The following is a 17,177-nucleotide window of genomic DNA, read 5'->3' as shown; positions in this document are numbered from 1 at the left end:
TTATCAGAGAGTGAACATGTGCAATGCCCCGCCAATAGGTAGAAACGCTCGACGGGACTGCTGGCAAATCAATTTTTACAGGGTATTTAATGGCCTCTGGGTAGGTATCAATGGATACTAAGTAGCCCTTTGGGCCTCGACAAATAGCGTCTTCAGATAGTTGCCATATCACTTCGGCATAGCCAGAGATCTGCCCATGACTTTGAAACAGCTGCGTTACCTTATCGCTATTGCGGAAGCGGGAAGCTTCTCCAATGCCGCACGCCGGGCGTTCATCGCTCAGCCTGCCCTGAGCCGACAGATCGGTTTATTGGAAAGCGAACTGGAAATGCAGCTACTGGCGCGCCAACACGACGGCATCGAGCTGACAGATGCTGGCCGGCAGTTGTACGAGGTGGCGCGCTCGGTGATCCAGAAGCTCGACTCGGTGAAAGACGAACTGAAATCGAGCCGGGGCAATCCGATGGGCCATGTCGCTATTTCCATACCCGCAACGGCATCGGCGCTCCTGCTGCCCACCATCATTACCCAGGCGCAGGCCAAGTTTCCAGGAATCAAACTAACGATTTGGGACGGCCTGAGTCGCGAAGGCGGTCAGGCGATCGAGCTCGGCAAAGTGGATTTCGGCGTCGTGCCCAACGCTGAAGAACTGGAACATGTCATCGCCGAACCCGTGTTCACCGAAGACCTGTACTGGGTCGGCACGCCTGCTGAGGAAGCAGACAATTCGCCCATTACCCTGACTGAGGCAGCGGCGACCCGTCTTGTGATGCCCCCGCGTGCCCTGCACCTGCGCCGCCGGATCGAGCAAGCGGCGATGGAAACCGGGGTAACACTCGATTCAAGCTATGAACAGCAATCCGCGCCAGGCATCAGCAGCCTGGTACGCGCAGGGTTGGCAGCAACCATCAGCAACTGGCCGCCGCTGACCGAGTTGCTCGAACCGATTTCGGCACGGTTGATCGTGGAACCGCGGATCACCCGCACGATTTCCCTGGCCTATTCGCAGCACAAGCCGCTGTCCTTCGCAGCAACGTGCATGCGCGATCTGGTGCGCAGCCTGTTGGTCGAATCAGTGGTCAATAATCGCTGGAAAGGAAGCCTGATTGAACGAGTGCCCGAAGAACGCCTGAGCCTGGCTGATCAATAGCGACGCCGCAACGGTGATCCGTGCGGCGCCGGAGCACTCAGTTAGCCCGAGGCTGTGCAACAACCGCGATCTGGCGCAGCCGCTCACGGGTTTTCTGCGGATCCATCCAGAACAACCCGATCAGCCCCGCAATGACCAGCACCGCGCCGCAGACCAGGAACCCTTCGCCATAACCCGCCGGATGCTCGGCGCCCGCTCCCTGCACCAAGATGCCGGTCACCACGGGCGCTGACAAACCGGCCAGTGAGGCGATGCCATTACCGATTGCCAAGACACCCGCGCGTTGAGTACCTGGAGTGAACTCGGCGAGCATGGCTGGGCCCACCGAATACATCACCAGCGCCAAGCCACCGCTGAACGTCAGGCTGATGATTCGCTCGATGCTCGACAAGCCCGGCAGAAACAGCGCTGCACTGAGCAGACCGCTGGCAATCAGGCAGAGCGAAACGAACGCCCCTCGCGACCAACGCGTCGCGATACCGCCACGCAGCATGCGCTGCGACAGCCAAGCCATGAACAGACTCAGCGGCGTGGTCACCACCACGAACAGCACGAACACCCGGCCGGTCATGATCGGGTCAATACCCAGCCCGTTTTCCAGATAGCTCGGCACCCAGGTCAGCGTCAGCGCCAATGACCAATTGGCGGCGAAATGGCACAGATAATTGCTCAGCACAGTAGGATCGGTCAGCAGACGGCGATACGCCACACGCCCGTCGTCCTGCTTCAGCTGCCCTGGGCGAATGCGATCCAGCGTGCCTTCACGCCCCAGCAGCCACCACAACACGCACCACACACCGCCGATCACCGCGAGAACAATGAAGTTCATCCGCCATCCGTAGTGCACGCTGATCCACGGGATCATTGCGCCCGCAACCAGCAGACCCAAAGCGCTGCCTGTGTGCAGCAACGCCACTGGCAGATTGCGTCGGTCGTTGGGAAACCATTTGTATAGAGCGTGGGTGGCCACCGGCGACGCCGGCCCTTCGCCAATGCCTAGCAGCACCCTGCAAGCGACAATGGCCCAGAGCGAGCTGACGAACAGCATGGGCAGCTGAATCACCGCCCAGAACATGCCCATACCCAACAGCAAGGTTCGCGTGGGTCGGCGATTGGCCACGAAGCCACCGATCACCGCAGAAACCGCGAAGAACCAGTGCAAGGCACCCCCTACGAGGCCGAACTCGGTGGGGGACAGGCCAAGCTCTTTGGACATCGGCACCGCGACCAGGCCGATGACCACCTTGTCGAGGAAGTTAACCAGCATCAGCAGCGCCAGCAGTACCGCAACCATCCAGGCGGTGCCCGGACGTGCGGGGGTGTCAGTTTCAGTCATGGTCGTTTCTCGTTATTGTTTTTGTCAGAGCGTCCGGCCTGATGGGGCCGGACGTAAAGCGGGCGACGCTAGCCAGGCATCAGCACGCCTTTTGCAATGGTGTTGCGCTGGATTTCGCTGGTGCCCGTCAGGATGCGCATCATACGAGTGGCCCGGAAGATCCATTCCACCGGATGACCACGCAGCAGTCCCGCGCCGCCATGGATTTGCACTGCGCGGTCAGCGATGCGGAACGCTGTCTCCGACACAAACAGTTTGCACATGGGTGCCTCGGTGCGGATATCACCCCCCGCGTCGTTCACCGCTGCGGTGGCATAGACCATGCTGCGGGCAGCATGCAGTTCGGTGGCCATGTCGGCGATCATGTGGCTGATCGACTGGAACATGGCGATCGGCTGACCGAACTGTTTGCGCGTACGGGCGTAGTCGATCGACAAGTTCAGCGCCAAGCCAGCCAGGCCCAGCATGGTCGGGCAATGCAACAGGCGATTAAGGGTAATCCGTCCCATCGCCAGTTTGAAACCCTGTCCCTCTTCGCCGATGCGGTTGGCCACGGGCACCCGCACTTCGTCGAGAAAGATATCACCATGGGCACCGCCCCCGGACATCACCGCGTAGTCGCTCTCAACTCGCACCCCTGGCGCCTTCAAATCGACAAAGAACGCCGAGATGCCTTGCGCGCCGCCGCCGGAACCGGTGACCGCGAGCAGCACGGCGATGTCGGCATAAGGCGCACCGGAAATGAAACGTTTGCTGCCGTTGAGCACATAATGCTCGCCTTCACGGCGTGCGCTGGTCTTGATCGCGGTTGCATCGGAGCCGGCTTCAGTCTCGGTCAACGCGAAGCACACAGCCTTCTGTGCGCGGCACACCGGCTGCAAGAAAGACTCGATCTGCTCAGGACTTGCGACCTTGAACAGATGCCCGATGCGAGGCGGGCCGGACAGTTCGCCGAGGATATGCGGCGCCAGCATGGATCCACTCAGCACCGTGGCTTCCTTGACCGCGCACAGGTCAGAAACGCTCAGCCCGGCGCCGCCGATAGCCTCGGGCAGCATGATGTTGTAGAAACCCTGGGTGCAGGAGCGCTGCCAGACTTGTTGCAACACCTCCCGCGGGTGCGGCTCGGCCCAACTCAGGCCAGCGCTTTTCTCCAGCGGCAGTATTTCATTCCGAACAAAGCCACCAATGGCCTCGATGATCTGGCTGGCTTTTTCACTTGGCTGGTACATGGGGGAGCTCCTGGAGTCAGATGCGACGTTCGCTGTTTTGCCAGTAGGCATCGCGGATCAGGCGGCGAACCACCTTGCCGTTGGGGTTCTTCGGGAGTTCGCTGACAAAGTCCACGGCGCGCGGTTTCTTGAACCCGGCCAGGGTTTGCGAGCAATGCTCCATGATCTCGGCTGCACTGAGCACGGCGCCCGGTTTGAGGACGATCACTGCGCGTACGGCTTCGCCCCACTGTTCGTCCGGGACGCCGACCACTGCGGCCTCAAACACTTGCGGCAGGCTGTAAAGCACTTGTTCGACTTCGGTGGGATACACGTTGAAACCGCCGGAAATAATCATTTCTTTCTTGCGGTCGACGATGAATACGTAGCCCTCTTCGTCGACTGTCGCCAGGTCGCCGCTAAGGTAATAACCATCGCGCATCACCTCAGCGGTCAGCTCCGGCGCGCGCCAATAGCCCTGCATGATGTCCGGGCCTTTGACCACGATTTCACCGATCTCGCCGGGTTTGACGTCTTCGAAATCTTCATTGACCACACGCAGGTCAGTCTCGAAGTAACAGCGACCGCAAGAAGCCAGACGCCGGTAGTCGCCGTCTTCGCAGAGGTGATCCTGCTCGGTCAGTACGGTGACCAGCGAACAGGTTTCGCCGGCCCCATAGCCTTGCGCCAGGATGGGTCCGAACACCTCGATGGCGCGCTTGACCAGCGTTGGCGCCATCGGTGCCGCGCCGTACATGACCAGGCGCAGGCTACTCAAGTCGTAGCGTTCAACGCCTGGGAAATTCACCAGACGGTTGATCATCGCCGGCACCAAAAACAATCGGGTGACACCCTCGCGCTGAATGCTCTCGAGCAGCAGTTGATCGTCGTAGCGATCCAGCAACAGGTTGCACGCGCCCACCGCCAACAGCGGCATCAGTTGCATGCCGCTGGCATGGGTGATCGGGCCGACATGGGCCATGACATCCCCCGACGCGGCTCGCCGAGTGGGGCTGGCGATACTCTTGCGGATCAGCGCTTTGCGGTTGCCGACACTGAGCATGGCGGCTTTGAGTACGCCGGAGCTGCCTGAGGTGTAATGCAGCACCGCGAGCGCGTCGTCCGGCAGATCACAGCTGATCGGACTGTCGCTGCCCTGGCTCAGCAATGCGCGATAGGTCATATCGCCTCCCTCTTCCCCCAGCGTGACCACCAGGCGCAACGCCGGGACTTCCGCCCGGCGCGCACTCAAGGCCTCGGCGAAGGCCGGCACCGTAATCAGGCCGACGCTGCATGAGTCATTGATGATCTGGATGATTTCGTCGAGGGAGAGGCGCGCATTAACTGGCACTTTAACCAGGCCGGCCTTATAGAACGAGACTTCCGCCTCGACCAGTTCTACCCGGTTGGGCGCGAGAATGGCGACATGCTCACCCGCACTAATGCCCTGGGCCAGCAGCGCAGAGGCCAGACGGTTGGTACGTTGTTCAAGCTGAGTGAAGGTCAGCCGCGTTTGATGGTCAATTACGGCCATCCGCTCCGGCCAGTACTTAGCACTTCGACTGATTATTTTTCCGAGGTTCACGTTGTTGTTCTCGTCGACAGTTAAGACTGTGGCGATGCTAAACAGCGTTGATGCGAGAACCGTAATACCAGTTGTTGATGCCGGGTATAGCGTTTTTAGCTGGGCACGTTGCCTATCCAGTTACTGAGTCATCTCCCGCCCCGCCCATGCCAAAGTGTTATGGCAACGATCCAAAGACGCTATTTGTGAGCCCGACCGGGCGCTCCCTATTATCCGTCGCGACTCAGTCAGAACAGTCAGCGGCGCGCAATCGCCAGGATGTTCCTCCTGTTGTCAGTGCTCTCCCCCCTCACTCTCGAATAAAAAAACAAGAGGTTAAGAGTGAACACTACCTTTCCCGGCCGACTTCGGTCATCGCTGGTTTTACTGTCGTGCAGTCTGCTTGCTGCTCCGGTGAGCGCCGTTCAATTTGAAGTCGGCGAAATTGACGGACAGCTTGATTCAGCCCTGGCATTGGGTGTCGGCATCAGCACGGCCAATCCGGACAAGTTGCAAGTGGCGGCCGCCAATGGCAATGACGGCCGGCGCAATTATCGATCTGGGGACGTGTTCTCGACGATTTTCAAAGGCACCCATGATCTGGAGCTCAAACACGACAACCTGGGCATGTTTGTGCGAGGCACCTACTGGTACGACACGGCGCAGCGTGATCACAGCCAACGCTTCAAAGACATTGACGACAACAACCGTCAAACCTCGGCAAAGACGGCAGGGTTTCAGCTGCTCGATGCATTCGCCTATTACATATATGACATCAACGGCGAGCCAGGCTCGACGCGCGTTGGCAAGCAAGTGGTGAACTGGGGTGAAAGCCTATTCATCCAGGGTGGCCTCAACGTCGTGAATCCTTTTAACCAGGCCGCACTGCGCCGACCCGGTTCGGAGGTCAAAGACGCGCTGGTGCCCGTGAACTTGCTCTACGTAACGCAAAACATCAATGAAGCGCTGTCCTTTGACGCCTTCTATCAGTTGGACTGGGAACAAACCCAACTTGAAAACTGCGGTACCTTCTTCTCGGGCAATGACTTTATGCCCGAGGGTTGCGATAGCCTTGATGTCGGTGGGCGACAGGTCAATCTCGCCGCTGCGAATCGGGGACTGAGCCCTTTTGGCGTGGTCATGGGCGAGGAAGGCGTGCGCATTCCTCGCTCCGGCGACCAGGATGCGCGCAACAGCGGCCAGTGGGGTCTGTCGTTACGCTGGTATGTGACGCAACTGGATGCCGAATTCGGCGCCTATGCGGCCAACTACCACAGTCGTTCGCCGTATCTGGGCACCATCAGCAGCCAGTATTACAGCAACAACAATTTCGCCTCGCAGTTGTGCGGCAACCTCGGCGTGCCATCGGCGGGCTGCGGTGCATTCCTGGCTTCAAACGCAGGGCAGACATTAGCCGGCGCGTTACGGATGGGCACCTCCGAATACCTCGCCCAATACCCTGAAAATATCCACTTATACGGCGTGACGTTCTCCACCACCCTGCGAACCGGCACGGCACTGCAAGGTGAGTTGAGCTATCGCCCGAATATGCCCGTGCAGCTCAACGGCACCGATGTGCTGCAGTCGCTGCTCAACGTCGATGGCCGCAGTCCCTTGTCCGAACAAGGCCTGCGACCGACCACCGACTCAACCATGTTCAACGGTTATCGGCGCAAGGAAGTCACCCAGGCACAAATCTCGGCGATGCACTCGTTCGGCCAGGTCATGGGCGCGAATCAGCTGCTGCTGGCAGGTGAAATCGGGGCTACGTACGTCGGCGGGCTGGAAGGGAGAAACGGGCCACGCTACGGCCGATCCGGTGCCTACAACAACGGCGAGCTGGCCGACAACAGCGTCTGCCTGAGCATTTCGAAAAGCCCTGAATATTGCAACGATGAAGGCTTTGTCACGCCGTTTTCCTGGGGGTATCGGATGCGGGCGACCTGGAGTTATTCGGGCGTGATGCAGGGGTTGGATCTGCGCCCCAACCTTTCCTGGTCGCATGACGTCAAGGGTTACTCGCCCGGCGACGGCTCAGCCTTCAACGAAGGTTCGCGCTCCGTCAGCCTCGGCCTGGACGCAACGTTCATGAGCAAGTATTCGCTAAGCCTGTCTTACACCGATTACATCGATGGCAGCTATGGGACGCGGGGTGATCGCGACTTTGCCTCGATCGGTATCGGTGCCACCTTCTGAATATCAAGGAAAACGACAATGCCAAAATCCGTTAATCGATCCGCTCCTGATAAGTCCACGCCCAACCTGGTGCTTGGTGTAGCGCTGCTGTTCTCGAGCGCCGTCTGTCCAGCCCTCGCGGCAAGTGGCTCAGTTGTTAGTGGCGTCATGCAAGGATTCCCACCCGCACCGGAGCTTCGTGTGAACAAAGCCAACGCCTTCCAGCCGCCCTTCTTGCGCTGGTCCATACGCCACGCCAGGGAAGTATCGGCGACGCGCAACATCGGTCGCGCTGCCCAGTCTTTGTCGTTAGCCGAAGCAGCAAAGCATGATCTTGACCCGATCACGTTCAAGGCCGGAGAGGACGACCTGACCCTCTCTCGCTACCTGCAAGATACCGAGACCGACGGTCTGATTGTGCTGCAAAGCGGGAAGATCATCTATGAGCGCTATCTGGAAGGATTCGAACCGGGGCAGCCGCATATCTGGGCGTCAATGACCAAGTCGGTGACTGGCCTGCTGGCGGCACAGTTCATCGCCGAAGGCGCGCTCGACCCGCAGGCAAAACTTTCCACCTATGTCCCTGAACTGAGCGGCACACCATTTGGTGAGGCTACGGTGCAGGCCAATCTCGATATGCAGGTGGCCGTGGCGTACCCCGAAGATGTGCCGCCCGACCTCGGCCTGTTCGCCGCAACGGGATTGATCCCGCGTAGCGCAAAGATGCCCAGCGATATTTATTCCTTCCTTAAGGTCGCGCAAACAACTACCGGCGAAGCCGGGTTCTTTTACCAGAATGGTTCGGCCGAAGCGTTGGCTTGGGCACTGCGGCGTATCTCCGGATTGAACTGGGCGCAATTGGTTCAGCAACGCATCTGGTCGCGCTTCGCCCAGGAAGATGCCTATGTCCAGGTCGACGAGTTGGGCACGGAGATGGCCAGCGGCGGGATCAGCGCCAACCTTCGTGATAGCGCTCGTTTTGCCGAGCTGGTGCGCCGGGAAATGACGCGGGAGCCAAGCACCGACAGCTTCAATCGGGCTGTGCGCAGTACCTTCCAACGGGGCGATTCGGCGGTCTTCGCTCGCGGCAACCTCGCACCCGGCCGACCCGGTTATGCCTATCGCAACTACTGGTTCCAGCGAAATGATGGAGACGGAGCGGTGGAGGCCAGTGGTCGCTTTGGGCAAAAAATTTACATCAACCCGAAGCGTGAGGTAGTGATCGTGAAATTGTCCTCCACCGCCGATCAAACCAGGCGCGCCACCAGCGCACAAGGCGCAGCGAAGGTTGCTAGCCGGGTGATCGATTCGCCGGGTACGTTCAATAACATGGTGAATGCCGTATTAGCTCAATTGAGGGATTGAACGGCATTACCCGCTTTCGCGCTTTGCTGACAAAGCTTGAATTCTGTTCAGCTTTCGAGGCTAAAAAGGTAGTAGCTAATTGCCTGATGGAAGGACGATGCCCCTTCCAATAAGCTAAACCTATGCCGTCGATGCCGTATTGACCCATCGAAGGGGTTGCGAGATAAAATCTCGTAACCCCTTTAATTATATGGTCGGGATGGAGTGATTCGAACACTCAGTGCCTGGCCTTTCGCGGAAGCAGGGCTGCCAAAAAGGTACGCGTGCAGATCGGATACCCACCCTCCAGCGACAAAACAGAGGATGAGGAGGAAAATGCAACGCCTCGAGGTGTGCCATAACTCACTTCAGCGTGACAACCTCTGCAGACTTGAGCGCCAGACGATCCGCACCCGATCAAGACGCGGGAGCGGTGCCGACGCGATATCCGCAAGGCGCTGGAGATTAGGTGTAGATCAGGCGCTCGTCGAGCGGGTGCCCCGGTTCAAGAGTGATTTCAGGGCCTGGTTCGCGCTGGGTTTTTGGTTTCCACCGTTCGTCTATTGCACCGCACTCGTAACGCTTTAATCGACTCTCAAATTCATGCACGGTTATCCCGCGCCTCAGAATGGAGAGTTAACGTGGACATCGATGAGAATGCTACTGGAAACATCTCTCAGCAGGCCGTAACGCGGTCGACGGATAACGAAACGGGCCATGATTCCCATCGGCAAGAGGTTCCGCTAAAGGCTCCCGACCTCAACCCTGGCAGCGGAGAAATAGAGCAGGGGAAAGACCAAGGTTCGCCAGATGTTTCTGATTCACAAAGCGAATCGTCAAGTTCTGCCACGGCGCCTAATAATCCAAAGCAGGATCCCATTGCTAAAGAAAACCCCTACAGCCCTGACTTTAAATCCGAACCGGAACATAAGCCGGCTCAAGACGCTGATATAGATACTCAGGGCGGTTAGCTCAGGCAAAACATCCTGCGAATCAATATGGAGTATAAGCATGGACACTGATGATAATGCTCGTAGAGACATGTCCCAGCAGGGCGACGATTCCAAGCGAAATAAAACTGAGGTTCCGCTGCCTGCGGACGACGAAGCACCTGTCGATGAAGAAATGGCAGATGTGGATGCCAACAACTCGGTTTCAAGTGAGTACCCCGCCCCCCAATGAACACTTCAAACTAATGAGCCCGGCCACTGCGCCGGGCTTTTCGTTTTCGGCTCCGCCACACCCATCGCCTCAAGCTGAGGGTGCTGCGGGGGCTGATTCAGATCCGCAGAAGATGGAACGTAAAGCGCCGTTGATATTTAGGCAAAGAAAAGCCCGCTAGAGAGGACAGAAGCGGGCTAAATACTCAAGTGGCTAAAAATTACAGGTAATTTATTTCGTGCCTCCGTTGCCGCCACCACCAGCACTTCCCCCACTACTGCTGCCACCACCGACTTGGCCTCCGCCGCCAGTCTTTGCGCCACCAGGTATAGGGCCATTATCCGTTGTGCCGCCATCCGCCCCCTTCGGCAGAGACCCTGCATCTGGATCGGCGTTTGTGGCTTTAGGCGCTGGCTCACGTGTTTGGCTTTTTCCATCGTTCGTGGTCGACCCTACAGTCGACATGTCTTCCGCAACAGCATAAAGCGAGCAGACGGAGATGATCCCGGAGAGGGCGAGCATAGCGATTTTGTTGTTCATCATTAAATACTTCCGCGCAAATGGATGTACAACATCTGAAAAGACCTGCGCCTCAAGGTGCGTTTCATCGGACGAGTGGCTGTATGGGTAAGTTCGCGCCGGCTGTAAATCAGGAACGCAGCGGTCAAGTACTTCGGATTGCTGAGGGGGCCGTCACCGTGGAGCACCGAACTCGTCACCGGTGATGAACGGCACAAGCTTGTCCGTCAGGCAGGCACGTCGCTCGCCGCTACCGCAGGTTGCATAGGCTGTCCCGGATGGGGCAGAACTAAAAGCCCGGCGATGGGCCGGCCTCTTTAGAAGGGCGCAACTTTGCTCGTCTTCAGCCAGTTGCAGATCGAGTTCTTGCTGCTTACCAAATCTGGCTGCAAATTTTTTCCGTAGTCTGCACTAGAGCTAGAAGACTCAGCCATCTCCAGAATGCAGCCCATGTGAATACGGAGTGAGCAAGCGCCAATTTCATTCAGGAACTGGCAACGATTTCTTCCCTGGTTCTGTCGAAACCGAGATTGGCAGCATCACCAGTCACTACTCGGCCACAGTGTTGAACCAACTGATTGAAGCTGCGAATACAGTATCAATTACCGACTCACGCGCACCAGCGCTGACGATTCTGAGACAGACTTGAAAAAAGAACCCTGGCTCACTCGGAAAGTCACTAGGGCAGAAATGAAAAAGCCACCAAAAGGCGGCTAAGTCATTGAAAAAAATGGTCGGGACGGAGTGATTCGAACACTCGACCCCTAGCACCCCATCTCCTTTTTCATACTTCTTGAAAGACTCCAAAATTTTACTCTGGATTTTTCCAAGCTAGTATTTACTTGAGCTCCAGTGGTGTTCTGCTCTACGAGAGTCCAGGAACGTCCATCAAGAGCCGGCGTTTTTGTGGGGGTAAAAGTAGGGGGAGTCCGTTTCATGGCCAAAATCACCATCAAAGAACTTGAGGCACTAACTGCCAACGATGCCGGCCGAATCCTCCGGGAAGATGGCGATCTAGCCAGTCGAATTGCAGTGCACAAGGACGGCGCGTCGGTCAGCTTTTTCTATCGCAATCGGTGGGGCGGACAAAACAAAGAGTACGCCTGCGGGTCTTGGCCGCGCAAATTACTGACGGACATCCGCAAGGTACGCAACCAAGCCCGAGCGCTCACCGATGAGCAGATCAATCCCAACGAGCATAAGAAAACCGCCAAGGCATAGACATACGCCGCGGCTAACGTAGAGGCCGAACAAGTAAAAACGACGAAGGTGCAAACGCTGACCGTCCAGGACCTGATCAAGGCCTGGCTGTTGGATGGCGTCGCGCGTAAAGATGGCAACTCAGTTGGGCCAGAAAGCGCCAACTTGGCGGGCCTTGTTGGTCGAGGGCAATCCGACGGAACTGGTCGACATCACCCCACTGACCCCTGTCGACTACGAAGCCGAAAGAAACCGCATCCTTTCACCGCCGGAGCTGTTGGAACTGCACAAAAAAAGGTGTTGAGGACGGGCGCAGGCACTTCCTGACTTTTCACTGCATCCCTGCCCCCCCCTTCTTTCGAAGACAACTGCTTGAACGATACTTGGGCAATGTGTTGATCAGGAACGAGCCGTCACGGGGAATTCTTGACCCTCTAGCTTCTCCATAACCAACTCAATGAATGCAGACACAGCTAGCGGCAAATGTTGCCGACTGGGGTAAAGCACGTGCAGGCCGTATCCGGTTCTATGGTACTGCGGAAGCACAGACACAAGGCGCCCTGTCTGAAGATCAGACTTTGTCATGGCGGGCGGCAGCAAGGCAATTCCTAGCCCGGCCAACGTCGCCTTGCGCAAAGCTTGGGCGGTGTTTCCATTGAAACGGCTAGTGACCCGCACTTCTTCCGCTGCACCATTTGGCCCATGGAGAGTCCAGGTGGTGACGCCACTAGGATGGCCAAAAGTTACACAATCATGATTGACCAAATCTCCAAGTGAATCAGGTATACCTTTTTTTCTAAGATAATTCGGGCTGGACACCAGACCTTCGTTACCAGCTCCAAGCAGCTGGCGACCGACATATCCCGAGTCCTGCAACGCTCCGCCTCGAAACGCAATGTCGATACGATCAGCGATTAAATCGGCGCGTGCATCACTCAGTACAAAGTCGACGTGTACCCGTGGATGCGCGCCAAGAAAATCGGCCACCCACTCCATAGGAAAGAAGTCGAAGAAATCAGCCATTGCCGCAATGCGCACGGTGCCGCTCGGCTCTTGGTTTCCTGTCATCAGCTGCTCACCAGCGTCAATCAGACCTTCCACAGCTCCACAGCATCGTTCGTGAAAAGCCTCACCGGACTGGGTGAGTGTGAGCTTACGCGTGGAGCGTTGCAGAAGCCTTGTACCGAGTTGCGCCTCAAGCTGTTGAACACGCCGGCTTAAGGTGTTTGAGGGCATTCCAAGTTGCCGCGCCGCCTCAGCGAAACTGCCGCTGCGCACCACTTTTACAAACAATGCGACGTCATTCAGATCGATCATCTTGTTGCCACCCCTCTAAAAATGGATTAGTTCAATCCAATTGTGCCATCTAATAAAGCAATCACTAGACGCATATGATTCAGGCATCGCTGCAGCTGACCTGCCGGAATCCTTCATGTGCTAACCGCTCCCGCTATTCGGCATCACTGAGTTCGCGCACATCTAGCTAGGCAGCAGGAACTCCGCTCGACGACATCGTCTACCGGCACGGCGGCACAAAACTCTAGAGAAAACATATGACCGCTAACGCAGTAGTTCGACCACGCACCATTGTCCATCGTACTGAAGGCAGAACACATGGCCCCATAACGAGGCTGATTAGCCCAGGTGATTTAGGCGAGCTTTTGAAGCCGTTTATTTTCCTGGACATTTTCAGCCTGAAGGCCAGTGGTGGTAAGTCGAGTTTCGGCATGCATCCGCACTCAGGAATCGCAACGGTTACCTTCATGACAAAAGGGGATGTCTCTTACGAGGACACCACCGGGGCGACCGGCTTATTGCTTGCCGGTGGTGTTGAGTGGATGCAGGCCGGCAATGGGGTGTGGCACGACGCTACGCTAGCAAGCGAGTCCGCGATACAGGGATTCCAGCTCTGGGTGGCATTGCCGCCGTCGCTTGAAAACGCTCCCGCGATGAGTGTCTACCTTGCGCCGTCACAAGTTCCACAAGTGGGCCCAGCGCGGGTGCTATTGGGACGTTACGGGGCAGCTCAAAGCCTGATCGACGCACCGAGTGCAATGAACTATCTCGCCGTGAGTTTGAAAGACGGTGAGCATTGGCGTTACACCCCACCTTCCGGTCACAGCATTGCTTGGCTCGCGGTGAATTCAGGAAGTCTGGACGCAGGAGGGTTGATCAATGCCGGCGAATTAGCCGTGTTCGAAGAGTCAGAGCGCCACATCAACTTCATCGCGAAAGGCGATTGCTCTTTCGTGATGGGCTCAGCGGTAAAGCATCCGTACGACCTGGTGACAGGTGATTACTCGGTTCACACAAGCCAGGCAGCTCTGGCTCAGGGCGAAACGGAAATACAGCGGATTGGCACAAGGCTGCGGCAGCAAGGACGACTCAACTAGCGCCGCTTAGCCCTGCGCGAAAATCATCTCGACGATAACTACCCAACATCCCAAATCATACCGAGGCACGTCATGACTACGAGCAATCTCAACCTTCTGTTGTCCCCAGCCCAGATCGCCAACCTCCCCCTGAATAATCACATGGTGATGGCGCCGCTGACGCGAAGCCGGGCTGGCCAAGGCGATGTTCCGACTTCCACAGTGGTCGAGTATTACCGTCAACGTGCAGGCGCTGGCCTCATCATTACTGAGGGCTCTCAGGTCTCCGCCCAAGGCAAAGGCTATATGAGAACGCCGGGCATCTTCAGCAGCGAGCAAATCGCCGGCTGGAAACATGTGACCGACGCAGTGCATGCAAAAGGCGGACGGATATTCCTCCAACTCTGGCACGTTGGACGCCTGTCGCACTCCCTGGTACAGCTCGATAATCAGCTGCCGGTAGCCCCCTCAGCGATCAAGGCTGATGGCGAGATCTACACGCCTGAAGGACTGAAACCTTACGAGTTGCCACGGGCGCTGAGCCTGGATGAAATTCCTGGCGTGATCGCGGATTTTCGCCAAGGCGCTGAAAACGCAAAACGTGCAGGTTTCGACGGTGTGGAAATCCACGGTGCGAACGGTTACTTAATCGATCAGTTCCTGCGCGATGGCACTAACACCCGAACCGATTCATACGGCGGCTCTGCAGAAAATCGCGCTCGGTTTCTCAGGGAGGTTGTGGAGTCGGTCATCGAAGTATTTGGGGCCAGCCGCGTGGGCGTGCGCCTGTCGCCGATCTTTAATTACTTCTCCATGAGCGACAGCAATCCACAAGCGACATTCAACTACGCAGCGAAAATGCTCAGTCACTATGGCTTAGCCTACATTCACGTCGTTGAACTTGGTGCCGGGTCATTCGATTTCAGGAATCTGAAGCGTCATTTCGGTGGCACCTACATCGCCAATGGCGGCTATGACGCTGAACGCGCAGAAACGTCGCTCCGGGAAGGAAATGCTGATCTGGTGTCGTTTGGCACCGCGTTCCTGGCCAACCCCGACCTGGTAGAGCGATTCAAACAGGGTGTACGACTGAATGACGTAGACCCGACCACCTTCTACCAAGGTGAGGAGCGCGGTTATACGGATTACCCGACCATGGCCCAGACCTCATAACGATAAGGTGCTCCGCTAGAGTAGCCGCCGGATAATCCCTTCGCAGATCATTCGACCCATAGGCAGCAATTCTGAACCGGAGTGGGGCCTGTACCTACTCGGTTAATTACCTGTCAGTCTGCAGCAATTCTGTCTTGACAAAAAAACTGTGATCACATATCACTTAGTGAGATTTCCTTGCCTACGCGCGCCGTAGCCAAGGAAGAACTCATGAACAAAAATAAGACAGGACGCACTGGCTATGAACGTGATGAAGCGGCTGACACCCTATACCGGATTAAAGGTTTTAATTTCCGGTGGGGCAGCAGGCATTGGAGAATCGATCGCGGCTGCATATCTCGAAATAGGAGCGAAAGTTCATGTATGTGATGTGAGTGAGCAGGCGATCTCACAATTTCGTGAGCGCTACCCAGAGGCCTTGGCCACGCTGGCCGATGTATCCGACTCTGCTCAAATTAAGCGAGTTTTTGAAATCCAACAGGATTGGGTGAATGGGCTCGATGTGCTGATCAACAACGCCGGTATTGCAGGGCCGACCGGCGGAATTGACAAAATCAGCGATGCTGAATGGGAACAGACAATAGACATCAACCTCAATGCGCAGTATCGCTTCGCTCATCATGCTGTTCCCCTCCTTGCGGAGTCAGAACATGCTCACATTATCCACATCTCATCCGTCGCAGGGCGCTTAGGTTACGCTTGGCGGACTCCCTATGCGGCGACCAAATGGGCAATTGTAGGGCTGATGAAGTCATTGGCAGCCGAGTTGGGCGAAAAAGACATTCGAGTCAACGCACTCCTGCCAGGTATCGTCGAGGGCCATCGACAGGATCGCGTCATCAGTGATCGCGCTAAGCAGTTAGGGATTTCAGAGCCGGAGATGCGTCAACAAACATTGAAGAAAATCTCATTGCGTCGGATGACTCCACCCGAAGACGTGGCAGCAATGGCCTTATTTCTCTGCTCTCCTGCCGCTAACAATGTGACAGGACAAGCAATCAGTATCGACGGCAATGTCGAGTATCTCTGATTAAGTCAGATCTACAACGTCTCCCACCTACCTCGGTGGCGAGACGTTTTTTTGCGCATGTGTACCTAGAGAACTCACCTCTGCCGAACTCCACCATTTTCGAACTATTTGACCGGCGAATCCGTGATCACAGATGCCTTATTTTTCTATGCCAGCTGATCGAACCTGCCTATAATTCTCGCCATGAACCTATCCACACTCGTAACGCCCATGATCCGCCAGACACTCAGTGCGGACGTTTATGCTCAGCTCCGTGACCTGCTGATTAGTGGGCGGGTTATGCCTGGGGAAAAGCTCTCGCTCAGATCTATCGCGGACGCTCTAGGTGTTAGCGTCATGCCAGTACGAGAAGCGGTTCACAGGTTGGTCGCTGAGCAAGCGCTTGAAATGGCGGCTAATCGATATATTCGCGTTCCTGTGCTGACGGTCAGCCAATTCCGGGAAATCACCAGTATCCGGCTGAATCTGGAAGGGCAAGCTGCGGCCCGTGCTGCAGAGCTTGTTGGCTCAGAGGCGCTTGCGGAGATAGAGGAGATACACGAGGCATTTTGTGCAGAGTTTGCAAAAGTCGCTCCTGATGAATCTCAGCTCATTACGCTGAATAAACAACTGCACTTCGCGATTTACAATCAGGCAGACATGCCCATCCTGCTCCAGATAGTTGAGTCCCTGTGGTTGAGAATAGGGCCTATCATCAATTACGACCTACGATCTGGCACTGAGCGCGTGGTTCAGAGGGTGCAAGCTAGTCATCACGCAGCGATGGTTGATGCTTTAAAGAAGGGTGACCCTGTTGCCGCATGTGAATCACTACAAGATGACATCAAAAGTGCTGCCGAGTTTATCCTGAATACAGGGGCGTTGATCGTTGCCGATGCGCAGACGCCTGTCGAAGCTGATTAACCTCACCAACAAGTTGTAAAAAGAAGGCGCCCTGGTATC

14 protein-coding genes and 2 pseudogenes are annotated in these 17,177 nt (G+C 56.6%); 11 read left to right on the top strand and 5 right to left on the bottom strand.

Features of this window, described 5'->3' with window-relative positions; translation table 11 throughout:
* Window positions 1-196: 196 nt before the first annotated feature.
* Window positions 197-1,150 (top strand): LysR family transcriptional regulator, encoded by a 954-nt coding sequence (locus NL116_RS10990; protein ID WP_494377161.1) that lies wholly within the window; start codon window positions 197-199, stop codon window positions 1,148-1,150.
* Window positions 1,151-1,187: 37 nt separating this feature from the next.
* On the opposite strand, the gene NL116_RS10985 is transcribed toward NL116_RS10990, so the two are convergent.
* From NL116_RS10985 to NL116_RS10975, 3 genes are all read right to left on the bottom strand, one after another.
* Entirely contained in the window at window positions 1,188-2,444 is a 1,257-nt protein-coding gene (locus NL116_RS10985; protein WP_494378036.1) for an MFS transporter, read from the bottom strand.
* A gap of 110 nt (window positions 2,445-2,554) precedes the next feature.
* Window positions 2,555-3,718, bottom strand: coding sequence for an acyl-CoA dehydrogenase family protein (locus NL116_RS10980; RefSeq protein ID WP_494377160.1), 1,164 nt, complete (start codon window positions 3,716-3,718; stop codon window positions 2,555-2,557).
* 16 nt (window positions 3,719-3,734) lie between these two features.
* A complete protein-coding gene (locus NL116_RS10975) occupies window positions 3,735-5,282 on the bottom strand; it encodes an AMP-binding protein (RefSeq protein WP_494377159.1) in 1,548 nt (515 codons plus the stop codon).
* 321 nt (window positions 5,283-5,603) lie between these two features.
* On the opposite strand from NL116_RS10975, the gene NL116_RS10970 reads away from it, so the two are divergent.
* The 4 genes from NL116_RS10970 to NL116_RS10955 all read left to right on the top strand — a co-directional run bounded on the left by NL116_RS10970 (window position 5,604) and on the right by NL116_RS10955 (window position 9,962).
* The gene (locus NL116_RS10970) at window positions 5,604-7,457 is read left to right on the top strand and encodes a DUF1302 domain-containing protein (protein ID WP_494377158.1); all 1,854 of its coding nucleotides are present in this window, start codon (window positions 5,604-5,606) and stop codon (window positions 7,455-7,457) included.
* Between the two features lie 18 nt (window positions 7,458-7,475).
* Entirely contained in the window at window positions 7,476-8,801 is a 1,326-nt protein-coding gene (locus tag NL116_RS10965) for a serine hydrolase domain-containing protein (RefSeq protein WP_494377157.1), read from the top strand.
* A gap of 620 nt (window positions 8,802-9,421) precedes the next feature.
* Window positions 9,422-9,751, top strand: coding sequence for a hypothetical protein (locus NL116_RS10960; RefSeq protein WP_494378173.1), 330 nt, complete (start codon window positions 9,422-9,424; stop codon window positions 9,749-9,751).
* Between the two features lie 40 nt (window positions 9,752-9,791).
* A complete protein-coding gene (locus tag NL116_RS10955; protein WP_494377156.1) occupies window positions 9,792-9,962 on the top strand; it encodes a hypothetical protein in 171 nt (56 codons plus the stop codon).
* Between the two features lie 176 nt (window positions 9,963-10,138).
* On the opposite strand, the gene NL116_RS10950 is transcribed toward NL116_RS10955, so the two are convergent.
* Window positions 10,139-10,378 (bottom strand): hypothetical protein, encoded by a 240-nt coding sequence (locus tag NL116_RS10950; RefSeq protein WP_494377155.1) that lies wholly within the window; start codon window positions 10,376-10,378, stop codon window positions 10,139-10,141.
* A 614-nt stretch (window positions 10,379-10,992) separates the two neighbouring features.
* Here NL116_RS10950 and NL116_RS10945 point away from each other — a divergent pair.
* Both NL116_RS10945 and NL116_RS10940 read left to right on the top strand, forming a co-directional pair.
* Window positions 10,993-11,109 (top strand): annotated as a pseudogene (locus NL116_RS10945) (integrase); the annotation flags it as partial.
* A 287-nt stretch (window positions 11,110-11,396) separates the two neighbouring features.
* Window positions 11,397-11,955: pseudogene (locus NL116_RS10940) on the top strand (integrase arm-type DNA-binding domain-containing protein); the annotation flags it as partial.
* Window positions 11,956-12,059: 104 nt separating this feature from the next.
* Here NL116_RS10940 and NL116_RS10935 read toward each other — a convergent pair.
* The gene (locus tag NL116_RS10935; RefSeq protein ID WP_494377154.1) at window positions 12,060-12,977 is read right to left on the bottom strand and encodes a LysR family transcriptional regulator; all 918 of its coding nucleotides are present in this window, start codon (window positions 12,975-12,977) and stop codon (window positions 12,060-12,062) included.
* Between the two features lie 236 nt (window positions 12,978-13,213).
* Here NL116_RS10935 and NL116_RS10930 point away from each other — a divergent pair, with 236 nt between their 5' ends.
* The 4 genes from NL116_RS10930 (at window position 13,214) to NL116_RS10915 (ending at window position 17,138) form a co-directional block, all read left to right on the top strand.
* Complete coding sequence (locus tag NL116_RS10930) at window positions 13,214-14,053, top strand: pirin family protein (protein ID WP_494377153.1); 840 nt, start codon at window positions 13,214-13,216, stop codon at window positions 14,051-14,053.
* A 72-nt stretch (window positions 14,054-14,125) separates the two neighbouring features.
* Window positions 14,126-15,205 (top strand): alkene reductase, encoded by a 1,080-nt coding sequence (locus tag NL116_RS10925; protein ID WP_494377152.1) that lies wholly within the window; start codon window positions 14,126-14,128, stop codon window positions 15,203-15,205.
* A gap of 241 nt (window positions 15,206-15,446) precedes the next feature.
* On the top strand, window positions 15,447-16,235 hold the full coding sequence (locus NL116_RS10920; RefSeq protein WP_494377151.1) for an SDR family oxidoreductase: 789 nt from the start codon (window positions 15,447-15,449) through the stop codon (window positions 16,233-16,235).
* 183 nt (window positions 16,236-16,418) lie between these two features.
* Window positions 16,419-17,138: a GntR family transcriptional regulator gene (locus tag NL116_RS10915; protein ID WP_494377150.1), complete on the top strand. Its 720-nt coding sequence runs from the start codon at window positions 16,419-16,421 to the stop codon at window positions 17,136-17,138.
* Window positions 17,139-17,177 lie beyond the last annotated feature (39 nt).

The organism is Pseudomonas sp. FBCC-B1667 (genome assembly GCF_059133255.1).
The sequence above is the reverse complement of the archived record's forward strand: the minus strand, read 5'-3'. Positions and strand labels throughout refer to the sequence as shown.

Excerpts from the sequence above, each read along its gene's own strand:
- NL116_RS10985 (WP_494378036.1), bottom strand. The coding sequence starts at position 2,444 with ATGGTTGCGGTACTGCTGGCGCTGCTGATGCTGGTTAACTTCCTCGAC.
- NL116_RS10935 (WP_494377154.1), bottom strand. The coding sequence starts at position 12,977 with ATGATCGATCTGAATGACGTCGCATTGTTTGTAAAAGTGGTGCGCAGC.
- NL116_RS10965 (WP_494377157.1), top strand. The coding sequence starts at position 7,476 with ATGCCAAAATCCGTTAATCGATCCGCTCCTGATAAGTCCACGCCCAAC.
- NL116_RS10925 (WP_494377152.1), top strand. The coding sequence starts at position 14,126 with ATGACTACGAGCAATCTCAACCTTCTGTTGTCCCCAGCCCAGATCGCC.
- NL116_RS10950 (WP_494377155.1), bottom strand. The coding sequence starts at position 10,378 with ATGGAAAAAGCCAAACACGTGAGCCAGCGCCTAAAGCCACAAACGCCG.
- NL116_RS10980 (WP_494377160.1), bottom strand. The coding sequence starts at position 3,718 with ATGTACCAGCCAAGTGAAAAAGCCAGCCAGATCATCGAGGCCATTGGT.
- NL116_RS10955 (WP_494377156.1), top strand. The coding sequence starts at position 9,792 with ATGGACACTGATGATAATGCTCGTAGAGACATGTCCCAGCAGGGCGAC.
- NL116_RS10930 (WP_494377153.1), top strand. The coding sequence starts at position 13,214 with ATGACCGCTAACGCAGTAGTTCGACCACGCACCATTGTCCATCGTACT.
- NL116_RS10990 (WP_494377161.1), top strand. The coding sequence starts at position 197 with ATGACTTTGAAACAGCTGCGTTACCTTATCGCTATTGCGGAAGCGGGA.
- NL116_RS10920 (WP_494377151.1), top strand. The coding sequence starts at position 15,447 with ATGAACGTGATGAAGCGGCTGACACCCTATACCGGATTAAAGGTTTTA.
- NL116_RS10915 (WP_494377150.1), top strand. The coding sequence starts at position 16,419 with ATGAACCTATCCACACTCGTAACGCCCATGATCCGCCAGACACTCAGT.